The organism is Streptomyces sp. NPDC037126 (assembly GCF_055605965.1).
This window is the reverse complement of record NZ_JBVJTD010000017.1, coordinates 1-15,958: the sequence shown is the minus strand read 5'-3', so window position 1 is coordinate 15,958 and position 15,958 is coordinate 1. Positions and strand designations below refer to the sequence as shown.

The 15,958-nt window shown below is 73.5% G+C and carries 13 protein-coding genes and 1 pseudogene; 6 read left to right on the top strand and 8 right to left on the bottom strand.

Annotated elements, in window-relative coordinates:
• The first annotated feature begins 447 nt into the window (after positions 1-447).
• Together ACZ7FF_RS31020 and ACZ7FF_RS31015 are read left to right on the top strand one after the other, a co-directional pair.
• On the top strand, positions 448-1,689 hold the full coding sequence (locus tag ACZ7FF_RS31020) for a PP2C family protein-serine/threonine phosphatase (protein WP_470816261.1): 1,242 nt from the start codon (positions 448-450) through the stop codon (positions 1,687-1,689).
• A gap of 115 nt (positions 1,690-1,804) precedes the next feature.
• Positions 1,805-1,899 (top strand): annotated as a pseudogene (locus ACZ7FF_RS31015).
• A 409-nt stretch (positions 1,900-2,308) separates the two neighbouring features.
• Here the strand turns inward: ACZ7FF_RS31015 and ACZ7FF_RS31010 are convergent.
• From ACZ7FF_RS31010 to ACZ7FF_RS30995, 4 genes are all read right to left on the bottom strand, one after another.
• On the bottom strand, positions 2,309-2,665 hold the full coding sequence (locus ACZ7FF_RS31010) for an STAS domain-containing protein (protein WP_470816259.1): 357 nt from the start codon (positions 2,663-2,665) through the stop codon (positions 2,309-2,311).
• A gap of 36 nt (positions 2,666-2,701) precedes the next feature.
• Positions 2,702-3,178, bottom strand: a complete 477-nt coding sequence (locus ACZ7FF_RS31005; protein ID WP_470816551.1) for a B12-binding domain-containing protein — start codon at positions 3,176-3,178, stop codon at positions 2,702-2,704.
• Complete coding sequence (locus tag ACZ7FF_RS31000) at positions 3,175-4,827, bottom strand: PP2C family protein-serine/threonine phosphatase (protein WP_470816549.1); 1,653 nt, start codon at positions 4,825-4,827, stop codon at positions 3,175-3,177. The genes ACZ7FF_RS31005 and ACZ7FF_RS31000 overlap by 4 nt, the downstream gene beginning before the upstream one ends.
• Before the next feature lie 540 nt (positions 4,828-5,367).
• A complete protein-coding gene (locus tag ACZ7FF_RS30995; protein ID WP_470816258.1) occupies positions 5,368-6,687 on the bottom strand; it encodes a PP2C family protein-serine/threonine phosphatase in 1,320 nt (439 codons plus the stop codon).
• Between the two features lie 1,455 nt (positions 6,688-8,142).
• On the opposite strand from ACZ7FF_RS30995, the gene ACZ7FF_RS30990 reads away from it, so the two are divergent.
• Positions 8,143-8,280, top strand: coding sequence for a hypothetical protein (locus ACZ7FF_RS30990; RefSeq protein WP_470816256.1), 138 nt, complete (start codon positions 8,143-8,145; stop codon positions 8,278-8,280).
• A gap of 138 nt (positions 8,281-8,418) precedes the next feature.
• Here the strand turns inward: ACZ7FF_RS30990 and ACZ7FF_RS30985 are convergent, their stop codons facing one another.
• The 3 genes from ACZ7FF_RS30985 to ACZ7FF_RS30975 form a co-directional block, all read right to left on the bottom strand.
• Positions 8,419-8,820 carry a PPOX class F420-dependent oxidoreductase gene (locus ACZ7FF_RS30985; RefSeq protein WP_470816255.1) on the bottom strand — a complete coding sequence of 134 codons (402 nt, stop codon included), beginning with the start codon at positions 8,818-8,820 and terminating at the stop codon, positions 8,419-8,421.
• Positions 8,821-9,470: 650 nt separating this feature from the next.
• Positions 9,471-10,046: a GNAT family N-acetyltransferase gene (locus ACZ7FF_RS30980; RefSeq protein WP_470816253.1), complete on the bottom strand. Its 576-nt coding sequence runs from the start codon at positions 10,044-10,046 to the stop codon at positions 9,471-9,473.
• 547 nt (positions 10,047-10,593) lie between these two features.
• A complete protein-coding gene (locus ACZ7FF_RS30975) occupies positions 10,594-10,806 on the bottom strand; it encodes a DUF4287 domain-containing protein (protein WP_470816251.1) in 213 nt (70 codons plus the stop codon).
• Between the two features lie 250 nt (positions 10,807-11,056).
• Between ACZ7FF_RS30975 and ACZ7FF_RS30970 the strand changes: the two genes are divergently transcribed.
• From ACZ7FF_RS30970 to ACZ7FF_RS30960, 3 genes are all read left to right on the top strand, one after another.
• Complete coding sequence (locus tag ACZ7FF_RS30970) at positions 11,057-11,677, top strand: TetR/AcrR family transcriptional regulator (protein WP_470816249.1); 621 nt, start codon at positions 11,057-11,059, stop codon at positions 11,675-11,677.
• Between the two features lie 1,336 nt (positions 11,678-13,013).
• Positions 13,014-13,670: a hypothetical protein gene (locus tag ACZ7FF_RS30965; protein ID WP_470816247.1), complete on the top strand. Its 657-nt coding sequence runs from the start codon at positions 13,014-13,016 to the stop codon at positions 13,668-13,670.
• 948 nt (positions 13,671-14,618) lie between these two features.
• Positions 14,619-14,861 carry a hypothetical protein gene (locus ACZ7FF_RS30960; protein WP_470816246.1) on the top strand — a complete coding sequence of 81 codons (243 nt, stop codon included), beginning with the start codon at positions 14,619-14,621 and terminating at the stop codon, positions 14,859-14,861.
• Positions 14,862-15,661: 800 nt separating this feature from the next.
• Here the strand turns inward: ACZ7FF_RS30960 and ACZ7FF_RS30955 are convergent.
• The coding region (locus ACZ7FF_RS30955; RefSeq protein WP_470816244.1) for a transposase at positions 15,662-15,958 on the bottom strand (297 nt) is incomplete at its 5' end.

The following is a 15,958-nucleotide window of genomic DNA, read 5'->3' as shown; positions in this document are numbered from 1 at the left end:
TCCTTCCGTCGTCGCTGATCAACAGCGGCAGCGTAAGGTGGCATATGCCGAAATAGAGATTAATAACGCCTATACGTCGGGTGTCTTATTCGACTTAAGGATTTACGCGAAAACGCTCATCCGATCATGATGGGCACCCAACCGGGCCGCCACGGCCCAGGCGTGACGAGGTCTCACTCGTGCGAGTGACGTCCGGATCGAACGGTGGATGCCCGGCACCGACGCCGCGGACAGCACACGCCCGGCCCCTCGATCCCCTCGATTCCCTCGATTGCCTCGATCGCCCCGGGCGCCTCGGTCGTGACGTGCCTGCGCGCACCCGCGCGCCCTTTCGCCGTCCTGGCCCGGGTCCGTGCCGGCCGGTGCGGTTTCGGCAGGCTGATCGCCGCCCATACCGGACATACTTTTCAGGTGAGGGGATCCGGCGGACGGGACGGGAGACCGCAGGTGACCACAGTGCGGATCGACTACCAGGTGCTGTTCGCCGTGACGCCCAGCCCCTACCTGGTACTCGACGCCCACCTGGTGGTTGCCGAGGTCAACGAGGCCTACCTGCGGGCCACCGGCCGCACCCGCGACGAGCTGATCGGCCGCTACCTCTTCGACGTCCGCCCCGCCCATCCCGCCGGCCCCGGCGCCGACGCGGTCCGCAACCTGACCGCCTCCCTCGACCGGGTCCTGTCCACCAAGGAGCCGGACACCATGGCGGTGCAGAAGTACGACGTCCCCGTGACCGGCTGCCCGGGCACGTTCCGGGCCACGTGGTGGTCGCCGGTCAACACGCCCGTCCTGGGCCCGGACGGAGAGGTCGCCTGGATCATCCACCGGGTGGAGGACGTGACCGAGTTCGTCCTGGCCCGCACCCTCGACGCCGGCCCCCACGACGCGGGCGGACAGCGGTCCCCGGCGGAAGCCGAACTGTATGCGCGGGCCCAGGAACTGCAGCGCCTCAACGAGGAGCTGCGCGACGCCCACGACCGTGAACGCCGTACCGCCCTCACCCTCCAGCAGGCCATGCTGCACACCCCGGACCTGGCCCAACACCCCGACATCGCCGTCCGCTACATGCCCGCCGCCCCCACCCTCAACGTCTGCGGCGACTGGTACGACGTCGTGGACCTCTCCCCGGACAGCTTCACCGTCGCGGTCGGCGACGTCGTCGGCCACGGCCTGCAGGCCGCCGCCATCATGGGCATGCTCCGCAGCACCCTGTCCGCCGCCCTGCGCGCCACCCACGAACCCGGCCGGGCGATGGACGTCCTCAGCACCTACGCCCGCACCTTCGAGGGCGCCCTGGCCACGACCGCGGTCAAGGCCGTCGTCGACACCCGCCGCCGGCGCATCACCTACACCAGCGCCGGCCACCCCCCGCCCGTACTGGCCCATGCGGACCACACCGCCGTCCTGCTCGACCAGGCCACCGACCCGCCGCTGGGCGTCCCCGCCGGCCACACCCCCCGCACCCAGGCCACCGTGCCCTACACCCCCGGCGACACCCTCGTCCTCTACACCGACGGGCTCATCGAACGCCGCGACGAGGACATCGACGCCGGCCTGCACCGCCTCACCACCACCCTCGCCCGCCACGCCCGCCTGAGCCCCGAGGACCTGGCCGACACCCTGCTGGAACGCCTCGGCGTGCCCGACGGCGGCCGCGACGACATCGCCCTCGTCGTCGTCCGCCTCTAGCCGCCCCCCCTTCGCCGGCGGCGGGTGTCAGGGGGTTGTCAGGGGGTTGTCAGTGCCTGCCGGCAGTCTCTTTCCTGTGAACGGCCGAGGGGGCAGCACCCGGAGCCGGGAACGAGGAGAGGTGCCCGGAGTGGTTGATCGGGGACCAGCGAGCACGTCTCGAGGTCGGGCCCCCAGGGGCCCACGCAGGTTCGAATCCTGCCCTCTCCGCCCCCTGGGCGGTGCCCCGGCTCACAGGCCGGGGCACCGCCCTCGTGCCGTACGTGCCGGGGCAACCGGGTGTGTGGTGCGTGCCGGGGCAACACGGACCGGCGGCTTGACCGCGTCGCTGCCGGACATCCCGGCGGCGGCTTGAGCGCGCGTCGGTGGCGGACGGTGTCCGGGCCGGACTGCTGTGCGGGGTGATTCCTCCCGCCCTTGGGGGGCTGGTTCTTACCGGGTGCTGACGTTTGGGCCGCCGGCTGGTGGTGTGCGCTGCGGGCGGGGCAGGGTGGCGGGGTGCAGGCCCGCCGGTACGGGGCCGTCGCTGCGGCATGAGGCAAGCGGCTGCCGCAGCGGCACCGGCCGTCCCGGGCCCGCTCGCCCGGGACGGCCGCACGAGCGGGCCCGGCCTGCCCGGTCACGCGCCCGTGCCGGTCAGGCCGTCGTCCCGGCCGGTCTGCCGGGTCCCGGGGGGGGCGGGGGCGGTGAGGTGGTCCAGGACGTTGGTGCGGTCGAGCATGCGTTCCAGGACGTCCGGCCCGTTGTCCAGGTGCAGGGTGGCGCCGGCCGCGCTGGTACGGCGGTGGATCATCAGCAGGGCGGACAGGGCCGAGGAGTCGATCCAGGTCGGTGCGGCGAAGTCCAGGCGGACGTCGCGGGGCGGTGCCTGGCCGCCCGTCAGCAGCTGCCCGAGGACCGCGCGGACGAGGTCGTCGCTGGTGTCGTAGTCGGGTTCTCCATGGACACGCACGGTCAGCGTGCCGGGTTCACACACGAAGGCGACGGCGAACTCGGTGGGGGGGTGGACTGGTCATGAGCGGGTGCGGGGGCGGAGGCCGGGAACAGGACGGTCGGGGCGGGGGAAGCCGCGCGGTCGGCCCGCGCGGACGTCCGGGGCCTCGGCGCAGCGGCCGTGGGGGCGAAGGCCCGCCCGCCGGCCAGGGCGGGGAGGGCGTGCCGTGCGCCGTCGGCGCTGTCGACCGTGGCGCGGCCGCGGGCGGTGGTGTGCCGGATGTGTTTCGGCGCGGCGGTGGTGGGCCGCAAAGGCGACGGTGCGCTCGTCGACGGCGGTGGCGGCGTGTTCCCGGGCGACGGTGATGCGGTCGGCGCCCCGTCGGTCCCCGGCTCTTTCCTGCACCGGTGCGACGGCCTGCAGCAGCGGCGTCTCCTGCGTCGTCGCGTCGGTTTGCGCCTGGTGCACGGGGTGGGCGGCCGCGTGTTCCTCGCCCTCGGCCACCGCCTGCCCGAGCCGCTTCGCCGGCCGGGCCGTGGCGGTGGGAGGGCTCAGCGTTTCCTCCTGCCGTCCACGCCGGCGCGGGGTGCGCCGACGAGGGTCAGGGAGCCGGCCTTCGGGGCGCTGATGGCCACGGCGGCCATGTCGTCGTGGCGGCCGGCGCCGATCCACTGGGCGGCCAGCATCTGCACCCGCTCCACGACCGCCTGCGCCGGCAGGCCCGCGCACGCGGCCAGCACCCGGCGCAGCCGGCGTTCGCCGAAGAACTCCCGGCCCAACGGGCCGCCCCGGGCCTCGGTGATGCCGTCGGTGTAGAGCAGGCAGGTCTCCCCCGGTTTCAGGACGGTGTGCACGGTGTGGGCGGTGACGTCCGGCAGCGCGCCCACCAGCGTGCCGCGGGTGGCGACCTCCTCGACCGTGCCGTCCGTGCGGACGATCAGCGGCGGCAGGTGGCCGGCGCTGGTCAGGCGCACCTGCACCCGGTGGCCGCGGCGGCGCACCGAGGCCAGCACCAGGGTCGCGAAGCGGGTGTGACGGGAGGTCAGCAGGGCGCCGTTGAGCAGGTCCAGGACGCGTGCGTGGTCGCCGGCCAGGGGCAGCAGGGCGTGCAGGGTGTTGCGGATCTTCCCGGTCAGCACCGCCGCGTCCAGGCCCTTGCCCGCCACGTCGCCGAGCACGGCGAGGGTCTCCTGGGAGGGGTCGGCGCCGGGGTGTACGTCGTAGAAGTCGCCGCCGACGCGTTCGTGGTCCCTGGCCGCGCGGTAGCCGCCCGCGTACTCCACGCCGTGCACACTGTGCAGCGCCGGGGGCAGCAGTTCCCGCATCAACGTCGAGGTGATGGTGGCCTGTTCGGCGTAGAGACGGGCCGCGGACAGGGCGGCGCCGGCCCGGGCGGCGAACAGGCGGGCGAAGACCTCCTCGCCCTCGGTGAACGCCCGCTCGGTGCTCGAGCGCAGCAGGATCAGGGCGCCGGCGGGCACGCCGTGGCCGGGCAGCGGCGTGACGATCACCGAGCCGACCTCCCCCGCGAAGCCCTCCGGGACCGCCCAGTCGGGGATGTCGGCGGGGTCGATCCAGCGGGCCGGCACGGGCGGGAAGCCCTGCAGCGCCTCCTGCAGGCCCGGCACACCGGAGACGTCGACCGTGCGCGTGGCACGGGTGACGGGCCCGCCGCGTCGGGCGTAGGTGAGCGGGCAGCGCCTGCCGTGGGGCGGGGCGACGAGGACGGCGGCCTCGGCGAGGTGGTCCGCGGCCAGCGCGGCGGCCAGTTCCATGCAGCGCGGCACGTTCAGCGTGGACAGCAGCGCGCTGGAGGCCTCGGACAGGACCGCGGTACGCGTCTGCGCGTCGCTCAGGGCCGACTCGGCCAGACGCCGGTCGGTGTCGTCGACCAGCCACCACACCACCTGGCCGCCGTCGCCGTCCCCGCAGGGCGTGGGATGCGCCTCGTAGAAACGGCCGTCGATGAACCCGGCCGCCGCGACGGCGGGGACGGGGTGGGGGCGGGCCGGGTCGGTGATCCGGCGGTGGGCGGCCGCGAGCCAGGGCGGCGCCTGCTCGTGCAGCCGGTCACCGGTCTCGGCGTCGGGCAGCAGCAGCCGGGCCGCCTTGTTGATCCTCACCAGGCCGCCGTGCCGGTCGACGACGAGCACCGGGTAGGGGGCATCGGCCCACGCCCCACCGATCGTGGGACCGGCAGCCACGGGACCGGCAACTGTGGGACCGGTGATCACGAGTTCGGCCGTCGTGGGTTCGGCGTCGGCCGTCGTGGGTTCGGCCGTCGTGGGTTCGGCCGTCGTGGGTTCGGCCGTCGTGGGTTCGGCGTCGGACGGCCGGGCGGGAAAACCACGGGAAACAGACACAACCGCAGGCACGCACCGTGCGCACCTCACCACCTTCCTGCCCTGGACATAGATGTCCTTCGGCAACCGTCCCGCATCGGCCCCACGGTCGCAACCCACCCCCGAAAGCCCCACCGGAACACCACAACCGGCCCGCCGGCGGGCATTCGGGCGGGCATTGTGCGCCACGCGCACCGGGAACCGCCGTGTCCACGGGGGCTGTTGCCGGCCGCCTTCTCATCCCTTTCAGCGACAGGTCGCTGACGTGTTCGCCGCAACGGGCGGGTGCCTTGCGGGCTTTGAGGGGAGGTCAGGGCGCTCACGGGGTGGGGCCGGCGGACTGCGGGCCGGCAGCGGCCGGGTCACCGGGCGTCAGGCGGGTAGCGGCGGGGTCGCCTGGCGTCAGGCCGGGAGCGGCGGGGGTGTCGGGCCGGGAGCGGTGGGGTCGCCTGGCGTGGGGCCGGTGGTTGAGGGGTCGCTGGTCGTCAGGCCGGCGAGGTCGGCTGCGACGCGGGCCGGTTCCGTGTGCGGGCCGATCCACTCGCACATCAGGACGGTGGCGTCGTCCTGGAGCCGGCCCTGGTGGTAGTCGAGCAGGGCGTGGATGAGACGGCGCAGGGTCTCGGGTACGGGCAGGCCGTCGGCGTGGTGGCGGATGAGGAAGTCGGTGAAGCGTTCGACGCCGAACTCCCGGCTTTCGGGGCGGCGGGCCTCGGTGATGCCGTCGGTGTAGAGCACGATCCGGTCGCCGGGCTGGAGGTGTTCTTGGCACACGGTGCTGGGCAGGCCCAGGTCGGTGCCCATGGGGTGGGCGGGCGGGCAGGCCAGGCGGGTGGTCCAGCGGTTGTCGCGGATGACGATCGGCGGGTGGTGGCCGCGGTTGACCCACTGCAGGATGCCGGTGCGGGTGTCGAGCGTGGCCAGGATGCCGGTGGCGTAGCGGCGGTGGTCGTACTGCTCGAGCAGGGCCGCCTCGACGGCGTCGGCCCGGGCGACGAGGTCGGCGCCCTGGCGGCGGGCGTTGCGGTAGGCGCCCAGCGCGAGGGTGCCGCACAGGCCCGCGGCGGTGTCGTGGCCCATCGCGTCGAAGATCGCCAGGTGGACCAGCAGGCCGTCGACGGCGTACTCGAAGACGTCGCCGCTGATGTCGTAGGCCGGCTCCAGGGACGCGGAGATCGCCACGCGTGCGTCGGCGTAGGTCCGCGGTGGCAGCAGGTTCCACTGCATCTCCGCCGCCAGGCTCATCGGCTGGGCGCGCACCAGCCTGGCCAGTACGTCGCTGGTGGGCCGCTTGCTCACCAGGATCAGCGCGATCAGCGCGGCCAGGGCCTCCATGTCGGTGCGGGCGGCGGTGTCGTTGCGCAGCGCGGTCACCCGCAGCAGGCCGATGCGTTCGGTGCCGTCCAGCAGCGGCACCCACCATTCGAAGACCTCTTCACCGGCCGGTGCGGCGGGCAGGATCTCGCCGTGCTGGAAGGCACGCCCGGCGACCGTCCCCTCCACATGCAGTTCCACCTCCACCCCCGCCGCGACCCCGGCCTTCGGGCCCTGGTCCGGGCTCGCGGGTGTGTCGGCGGCCAGCAGGCGCAGCCGGTTGCGCTGCAGGTCCGACAGGTAGATGAGCACCTGGCGGAAACCGGCCGCCCGCGCGCACTGGGCCGCCTTCGCCGGCAGCGACTCCACCGGCATGAGGTGACTGGCCCGCAGCAGATCGGCGAGCATCGCCCGGCCTCCCTCACCGCGGTCCGCCATCATCGTCCACCTCCGGTCATCCCCACGGCACTACGAGAACCACGCCCTGGCACGACGAAACCGGACAACCGGCGACTGCGACAACCAGCGGACCGGGGGCCGGGGCGGGCCCGGGGCCGGGGCGGGCCCGGGGCCGGGGCGGGGCCGGGGCCGGGGCCGAGAGGCGAGTTCGGGGCAACCGGCGGGTTCGAAGGCCGACCCGAGGGCCGGGGCGAGTCCGGGAGCCGAGGCGAGTCCGGGAGCCAGGGCGAGTCCGAAGGCGGGGCCGAGGCGGGTCCGAAGGCCAGCGCGACTCCGGAGCCGAGGCGGGGCCGGGGCGGGCCCGGGGGCCGGGGCGGGGGTTGGGTCGGGGGGCAAGCGGGGAGGGGCGCGTCGGTGGCCTGTGGCGGGGTGGCTGATCCGGTGGGGGCCGGCCGTGCTTGTCATACTGCTGGAGCAGGTGGGCGGTCCCGGCTCCTGCGGGGTGGGCCCGGCCCGGGCGGGATCTTCGTACGCAACCGGCCCGAGTGCCTGTTTGCGGGGCCGACACGGCCCCGGCACCCCCGATGACCCGCCCGCCGTGACCGGCTTCGGGGGGCGTTTCACGGCGCCCTCGGCAAAGGACGGGGCCGGTAGTCCGAGTGGCAGCGTCGCGGCCGCTTTCGGACAGTAAGAACCATGAATCGTCACCGGCGCCCACGCCGGCGGACCCCGTGGATCGCGGGCGGTGCCGCCGTCCTCGTCCTCGGCGGCGTCGGCGTCTGGGCCCTGGTGACGACGCACCACGGCACCCCCCACCCGACGCCCTCGGGCCTAACACAGCCCACGCCCGGACGCACACCGCAGACCACCCGGCCCCCCACACCCACCCGTACGCCCCCGCACACCCCGACGGCGACGGCCCGTCCCGGCGAACCGACGACGTCCAGCACCCGGCGGCCCCCGCCGTCCCCCGGCAGAACGACAGGCGCCCTCCCACCCCTGCCGCCTGTGCCCCTGCCTCCGCCGCAGCCGACACCCCCGGCCCCCAGACCCCCCAGACCCCCGGCGACGCAGGCACCTGCGGCCACACCGACACCCCACGTACCGCCGCCTCCGCCCTCGCGGCCGCCCTCGCCCCCGTCCCCACCGGCGCCCCCGCCGACGCGGCCGGCGCCGCCACCTTCACCGCCGCGGACGTCCCCACCGCCGCCACCGACACGCTCACCCTCACCACCACCGCCGACACCGCCGCGGTCGCCGTCACCGCAGCCGTCGCTGCGCCCGTCACCGCCACCGCTGCCCCCGTCGCCCCTGTCGCCGCGGCCGTCCCTGCCGCCGTCGCCGACGCGGCCCTCGGTGCGGCCCTCTCCCCTGCCGCCGGCGCCGTCGGTGCACCCGCCCTCGCCGCCGCCGTCGACGACCCGGTGGTACACCAGCGCGGCGGCAACGGCTGCCGCTCGGCGGATGGCCGCCGCACACGTGGTGGGAGATCCCGCCTGCTCGCTGTCGGCCGCCGGCCGGCCGGACCCGGCACTGCTGCCCAGCGGGCTCTCCTCGGTGGGCATCGGACAGTCCGGCGCCTACTGGTGCCTCATCTGGTAGCAGCACGGGCCGGCCGCAACCGCCCCTGCACCGCGGGACGAACAGCCCACCCCCGGGCCGAGGACCGGCCACACAGACCAGGGCGCGGAAGAGGGACGGCGGCGACCAGGGGGCGGAGCCGGGGACGGAAGGGGGGTGTCAGCCGCGGGGGCCGCTGATCCGCTCGGGCTGGATCACATAGATCACCCGGACCTGGTCGCGGCCGCCGAACCACGGGTAGGGGCCGCCGAGATACTTCCTTGCCAGGGCCTCGATGTGCTCGACCGCGCCCTCGGTGGTCACCCGCACCACACGGCCGCGGATCTGCACGTAGGAGGCCGGCTGCGAGGGGTCGGCGACGGCCACGGCCACCCGCGGATCACGCCGGATGTTCCGGGTCTTCTGGTGCGACTGGACACTGTTGATCAGAACGTGCTCGCCGTCGGTGTCCACCCACGTCTGGGTGAGCTGGGGCGAGCCGTCGGGCATCGTCGTGGCGATGTAGCAGGTGCTGGGACGGCGCAGCAGCGCCAGCACCTCCTCACCAAGAGGCACGGACACGTGAGTTCTCCAAAAAAGGGGTCGAGGACGGCGGGCTACTGCTGCCGCAACGGTATCCACGCCCCCGGCCCGCCCTCGCACGGCACGGCACAGGCGGCACGCCACCCAGAACACGGCAACGGCAGGCCCGGCCGCCAGGCGCACGCCCGACGGCGAACGGCGAACGGCGGAGGGCGGAGGGCAAGCGCACACCACCGGCGACCGCCCGCACCACCACGCACACCCCGGCCCGCACCCGCGGGACGGGACCGGGCATGCCGCCTCCCCGGCAGGCACGGGACACCGCACTCCCCCGCCCCACCCGCCCCACCCCGGTCCGCCACGGTCCGCCGCGCCGCGCCGGGGGAGCAACGTGCAGGGGCGGAGAGCAACGTGCAGGGGCCGGGGCGCTGCGGCCGCCGGGCGGCACCGGGCCCCGGGCCGGGCCCGTCCGGCCCGGGCACTGCACGACGAGGCCGGCGCCGGCACGCACAGGCCGGCGCCGGCCTCGGCGCGGAGGATGGACACCGGCCCGGCCACGACGCCACCGAAGACGGCGCCAGCCCCAAGGGCCGTTCCTCGCCCTGCCCCGCACCTCCCCGACCCCCCCGCGCCCCCCGACTCCCCGACTCCCCCGGCTCCCCCGGCTCCCCGCTTTCGGGGGCCCGGTTTCAGCCCCGGGACGCGGGAGCGGGGTGTTCACGCAGCCCGGCCCATTCGCTGCGCAGCAGGCCGAGCAGCACACGGTCGTAGAAGAGGCCGTCGACCTGGACGGCCTCCCGGCGCCGGCCCTCCTCGCGGTAGCCGAGCCGGGCGAACGCACGCAGGGCACGCTCGTTGCCGCTCCAGGTGTCCAGTTCCAGACGCCGCAGGGGGTAGGCGCCGAACAGATGATCCGTCAGCAGCCCCAGCGCCTCGGAGCCGTGACCGCGCCCCCAGTAGTGCCGCTCGCCGATCGTGATCCCCAGCGTCGCCGCCGCCGCGTACGGGTCGAGTTCGCGGTAGTCGGCCATGCCGATCGGCCGGCCGTCGGCCCGGTCCTCGATGGTGAAGACCGCCGACTCACGCGGCACCAGACGCAGCATGGTCTCAAAACCCAGCGCGACGGCCTCGGCGGTGACCGGCCCGAAACAGGGATCGCCGGCACCAGCCCACCGGACCACCTCCGGATCGTTGCGCCAGCGCACATGATGCTCCGCATCCTCAATGCGCAGAGCACGCAACCGCACACGCTCACCCTCGAGCACGAACAACCTCCTGGATCAGGAAAACAAGAAGACAAAGAGGCCCGACGACGGCAGGCAACAGGCAACAAGGGGCCCGGGTCCGACGGCGGCAGGCAACAGGGAGCCCGGGTCCGACAGCGGCAAGGAGGAGCGGGGAACCACCGCCCCGGGCGGCCGCCCACCCGCTCCGACACCCGCGGACACCGAGGACACGGGCCGGACGCGAGCAGACCGGGCGCCGCCGGACAGCCGGGGTGTGGCGCCGGGCGCCCGGTGCCGTCCTGGGCACGTCCGGCACCGCCCAACACTGCCGGACGTGCCCGAGCGCTGCCGAGCGCTGCCGTGCGCATGGTGCCGCCCGGGCGGGTGCGGGACGGCGACTGCCGGGCTCCGGCCCCGGGGCGAGGGTGCCGCCTTCCCCGAGGCGGATTGCCGGCTTCCCCGGGCGGGGTGCCGGCTTCCCAGGCGGGTGATAAGGACCGCGAGGCCCCGGGCGTGCGCGGGGCGGGCGCGGGAACAGGCAGGGGCCGCTGCAGCCGGGGGGACAACAGGGTCTCGGGTCTCGGGGCTACTGCGCGGCGTCCTCGGCCAGGGTGTGTGCCACGAGGGCGTTGGCGTGGCCGTGTCCCAGGCCGTGTTCGGCCTTGAGCCAGGCCACGAGTTCCATGTGCCGGGTCAGCGGCGAGGCGCGGATGAGGTCCTTCCAGTGCGCTATCGGCTGCCCGTACTTCTTCTCGATCGAGGGGAAGTAGCTGGCGGGGCCCTTCACCGGTTCGGTCATGAGGTCGACGTCTCCTGTCGGCGGGGATGCGTTGCGGACGACCCGCGGCGGATGCCGGGGCCCCGGCGGGCGGCGCGGCGGCCGGGCCGGCCGGGCGGGAACCGGCGCACCGCACCGGGGCAGGTCGTGCGGGTCCCGGTCCCGGCCCGTGAACACGATCGGAACTGGACGGTTCAGTACCGTACTGGAACTGGACGGTACAGTACCCAGAGGGAAACTGGACTGTCCAGTACTTATGGATGGAGGAGGCATGGAGGCCAGCGCACCGGGGCGGTCGGCCCGCAAGCACCGGGCGATCATGGAAGCCGCGACCGAGGTGTTCCTGGACAAGGGCTACCAGGGCACCAGCATGGACGACATCGCCAAACTGGCCGCGGTCTCCAAACAGACCGTCTACAAGCACTTCGCCGACAAGGAGAAACTGTTCGCACAGATCGTCCTGGCCACCACCGACCGGGTCGACGCCATGATCGACCTCGTCGCCGACGTCCCCGCCGACGCCGCCCGCCTGGAGGAGAACCTCACCCTCCTGGCCCGCCGGTTTTTGACCGCCCTCACCCAGCCCCAGGTCCTGAAACTGCGGCGCCTGGTCATCGCCAACGCCGAGGCGTTCCCCGACCTGGGCGCCACCTGGTACGAACAGGGCTTCGGACGCGTCCTTTCCACCCTGGCAGCCACCTTCCAGCACCTGAGCGAAGCCGGACTGCTCCGCACCGACGACCCGCTCCTGGCCGCCGACCACTTCGCCGGCCTGCTGCTGTGGATCCCGGTCAACAAGGCGATGTTCACCGGCGCCCCCCAACACACCCCGACCGACCTCGACCACTACGCCACCACCGGCGTCCGCGCCTTCCTCACCGCCTACCGCTGAACCTCCCCCACACCACCCACCGGAGAGCCCGGCACCCCCGCACCCGCCCCGCCCACCCACCCGCAGCCACGAACCGCACGGCAACCACCCCCGCGACGGCGGCCGGCTCCGGGCCGTAAGCAGACGCACGACACACCCGGTGCCGCACAAGGCGCCACCAGGACGGAAGTCCACCGCGGCCCACGACCGGGGGTCCACCGTCAGACCCGGCACGAACAGAAGCACGGGCACGCCGCGGCACAGCCGGCGCACCACCCCGCCCGCACAAGGGCACGGGCCCTGCAGGCGGCACCCCGCCCGCACAGGGGAACAAGCCGCCCGGCATCACCCCACCCGCACAGGGGTGCGGGCCCTGCAGGCGGCACCCCGCCCGCACAGGGGCACGGGCCCGGCGGGCCTCACCCCGTGCGTCCGTAGGTTCGTACGTCCGTGCATGCCGGGGAAGGCGGCCGGACACGAGACCACCTCCGCCAACACGGCAGCCCACCAGCACCACAGCACCACAGCACAGCAGCACAGCAGCACAGCAGCACAGCAGCACAGCAGCACAGCAGCAGGAAGGCACCACGGGCGCGCGGCCGATGAAAGACGCCGGCCGGCCGGGCAGAGCACGTTCACGAACCGCCGAAGCCGTCCGGGCGAACAACTCGGCACGCCGGGACGGCTCACAGGGTGGTTTCACAAGGGCGGGCCGTCCGCGTGACCCCCGGCGTGCACGCAGAGGCCGCAGGGGCATCTCCGTGTCCCGCCGCAAGCAGACGACGCCCCCTCCCCCGGCCGGCGGGTGTGCCGACCGCGCACCGCCGGCAGGGGAAGCGGCCGGCGGCAGGAGCCCGGACACCCTCGCCCAGAACTCCGACACGGCGGGCCGGTTCCGGCGGGGTGAGCAACGGGAGCACGGCGGCGAGGGCGGCCCTGCGGATCCCCGGCTCGCGGCCCGCACGGAAGGGACGGACGACGCCCGAAGAGAGCCGGACGAAGGACGCGGAACGCTTCGACGCCGGCGTCGTATCCGCCAGATGGCTCCGCTCCCGGCGTCTTCGGCGCTGCCGCCGAGCCGGTCCAGAAGACCGATGCGCAACAGGAACCAAGGCCCCCTGGTACCCGGCACGCTGTCCGGGTGACATCCTCCGTGTCGCCCTAGTGGGGCAGTGAGGTTTTGCGACAGTTTGGTCCGGCAGGAATTCCTATCTCCTACCTACCGCACGAAAGGACTGCCGTGAAACGGGTCGGCATCTACGCAAGCCTGTCCTGTGCCGCCGCCATGGCACTGACCGGCACAACAGCAGGCCAGGCATCCGCGAAAATCGGCAACAATCCTGAATCCCCCGCACCCGTGACCATTGTTTTCAACAACGGATTCTACGGAAATATTATCAATAAGGGGGACGGTAACAGCAACAACGTCCAGTTCGACAACGGCCAGGGCGGCACCCAGGGCGGCACCGGCATCACCCAGGGCGGCACCGGAAACGTCCTCGCCGCGACCCAGGGCGGCACCAACAACACCCTCGGCGGCGCGCAGGGCGGCACCAACAACGCCCAGGGCGGCACCCAGGGCGGCACCCGCAACACCGACACCCAGGGCGGACCCCAGGGCGGCACCAACAACGTCCAGGGCGGCGTCCAGGGCGGCACCAACAACACCCAGACCCAGGGCGGCACCCAGGGCGGCACCCACAACACCCAGGGCGCCACCCTCAGCGGCACCCGCAACACCCTCGGCGCCACCCAGGGCGCCGGCAACAACAACACCCAGGGCGCCACCCAGGGCGCCGGCGACCGCAACACCCAAGGCGGCACCCAGAGCGGCACCAACAACACCCAGGGCACCGTCCAGGGCACCACCCAGAGCATCGACGACGCCACCGACAAACTCATCACCACCACCTTCAAACAAGCCACCGCCCACCTCACCCCCGACCAACCCACCACCCACCAGACCGACGACCCCGCCACCAACACCCCGGCCGACAACGACACCACCCCCTGACCAGCCACCCACCACACCCCCGGGCAAACCCCGCACCACCCACCAGCACACCCCCCGGCACCCCGCCCCCGTAACCGCGGCACCCACCCACATGACCGCGACACCCCGCGACCACGTGCCCGCGACACCCCGGAACTACGTGCCCGCGACACCCCGGAACTACGGCACGCAGAACTCCAGGACCGCGGGACCACAGAACTGCCAGGCCACAGGACCACGGGACTGCCAGGCCACAGGACCACGGGACTGCGGGGACGCCGGGACTGCGGGGACGCCGGGACTACGACACCGCGGAACTACAGCACCGCGGAACTACGAGGTCGCGGAACCACAGGGCCGCGGGACCACAGGATTACGGGGTTACAGGACGTGGGGCCGCAAAGCCGAGCGGCCGGGACACTGCGGGACTACGGAACTGCGGGACTACGGGGCCGCAGGGCTACAGGACTGCCGAACCGCAACGCTGTGGGGCCGCCGAACTACGGGCCCCCGGGGCTGCGAAGCCGCGGGACCGCGGGATCACGGGACCGTGAGGCCACGAAGCCGAGCGGCCGGGACACCGCGGGCCTCCGGGACGGCGAGGCCGCGGGACTACGGGACTGCGGGACTGCGGGACTGCGGGACTGCGGGACTGCGGGATCACGGGACCATGGGACCGCGAAGCCGAGCGGCCGGGACACCGCGGAGCTGCGGGGCTCCGGGACGGCGAAGGCCCCTCCACCACCGGAGCGCGCACCAGGCCGCACCACCCGCCCCCGCCCCGGGCCGGCACCAGCACCGACACCGGCGGGGGCGGCCCCGCGGTGTCCGCACCTGCCCGCCCCCGTCCGGCGTGTGACGGGCAGGCGACCCACCAAGAATCCGGCGCACACCGAAACCCCGCCGCACCACACACCCACCCGCATTCCAGCAACCCGGCCACCACCCCCGTGAGACCCATGACCGGCCTTGCCTCCCGGTACCGGAATCGACACCGAGTCGGCCGCAGGCGTCGCACCGCCCGGCGACCGGGGTCGGCGCTACCGGGTCCACCCCCACATCGGCGACAGCCCGGCACAAGACCGGCGCAAGGCCGATGAGGGGCAGACAAGGAGACGGCCCGAGACCTGCGAGAAGGCGGACCTGCGCAAGACCGGCACCGAGGCCACCGACACCCGCCGGACCAACACCACCGCCCGGTACTGCCGCTGACCGTCACCACATATCCAGGGCGACATCACCCAGCAAGACCCCGCGACCTCGCCCTCGACGATGCAAAAGCCCCGACCGCCCGGCGACACCTGCCACGGCACCAGCCGCACACACTCCGCCGGACCGAATCGCCCTCAACACCCCGACAGACCAGCCCAACACCACGGCCTCGAAAACGGACGCAGACCTTGAAGCGGACGCGCGCCGGCGTGCACCAGCCCGCCACCACCCGCCCGCCCGCATCGACACCCAAGACAGCCACCCCGCACCCGCACCCCGCACCCCGCACCCCGCACCCCGCACCCCGCACCCCGCACCCCGCACCCCGCACCAGCAAAACCCGCTCCAGCCCGACCCCCGACCACCCCTCCACGACGAACCGCCCACCACGAACACCCCCCTGCCACAACTCGTCCGGCACCCGACAGCCAAGGCACGCCACCACACCCCAACCCACCCCGGGCCGCAACGAAACCGACTACCCCAACCCCACCCCGCAACAGCCATCGCACACAAACCACACACAGCCAAAACCACAGCCCACAGCCCACAGCCCACAGCCATCGTGACCACACGCAAACCCCACCACCGGCAGCCCCCGGCACGACACACCCACACCCACACCCACACCCACACCCAGAAACCCCCCGCCCTCACCGATCACCGGAAAACTTGCCATAAATTCCTTGGCCTCACCGCGAAACAACACCGCGAAAACCGGCACACCATCACAGCATTCCGCGCCCCCCACTTACTGATCAGGGTGTGTCCAGTCAACGGCTGATCTTGGTTGTTGAGGTTCAGTGGCTGGTGGTGGGGGTGAGGCGTCCTTCGAAGGCGATCTGGAAGGCGTTAAGGGGTGCCTTCCAGCGCATCGTCCAGCGGCGGCGGCCCTTGCCGGTCGGGTCCAGGCTCATCAGCGCCATGTAGACGCACTTCAACGCGGCGGCCTCGTTCGGGAAGTGCCCGCGGGCCCGGACCGCCTTGCGGATGCGGGCGTTCACGCTCTCGATCGCGTTCGTGCTGCAGATGACCTTGCGGATCTCGACGTCGAAGGAGAGGAAGGGCACCATCTCGGCCCAGGCGTCGGACCACAG